The organism is Pseudoalteromonas lipolytica, from assembly GCF_001306915.1.
GTDB lineage: Bacteria > Pseudomonadota > Gammaproteobacteria > Enterobacterales > Alteromonadaceae > Pseudoalteromonas > Pseudoalteromonas simplex.
The window spans coordinates 1-566 of sequence record NZ_LJTC01000057.1; the positions used below are offsets into that span (position 1 = coordinate 1).

Consider the following 566-nt stretch of genomic DNA (forward strand, 5'->3'; position numbering starts at 1 on the left):
GTGCTCGTCGACGCAGACCAGCGAGACCGCCTGGCCTTCGCTGCCGGCGCGGCCGGTGCGGCCGATGCGGTGCACATAGTCCTCGGCGACGTTGGGCAGCTCGAAGTTGACCACATGGGGCAGCTCCTCGATATCCAGGCCGCGGGCGGCGATATCGGTGGCCACCAGCACCTGCAGGTCACCGGTCTTGAAGGCGGCCAGCGCCTTGGTGCGCGCGGACTGGCTCTTGTTGCCATGGATCGCCATGGCCGGAATCTCCTGCTTGGAGAGCTGTTCGGCCAGGCGGTTTGCGCCGTGCTTGGTACGCGTGAAGACCAGTACCTGATGCCAGTCGTGCTCGGTGATCAGGTGGGCCAGCAGCTCGCGCTTCTTCTCGCGGTCGACGCGATAGATCGCCTGGTCGACGAGCTCGGCGGTGGTGTTGCGGCGGGCGACCTCGATCATCTCGGGATCGTCGAGCAGCTTGTTCGCCAGCGCCTGGATCTCGTTGGAGAAGGTCGCCGAGAACAGCAGGTTCTGGCGCTTCTCGGGCAGTACCCGCAGGATCTTCTTGATGTCGTGAATGA

1 protein-coding gene is annotated in these 566 nt (G+C 65.0%); it reads right to left on the bottom strand.

Annotation, left to right across the window (positions count from 1 at the left end; genetic code table 11):
- A partial coding sequence (locus AOG27_RS21430; protein WP_268795072.1) for a helicase-related protein occupies positions 1 to 566 on the bottom strand: 566 nt, incomplete at both ends.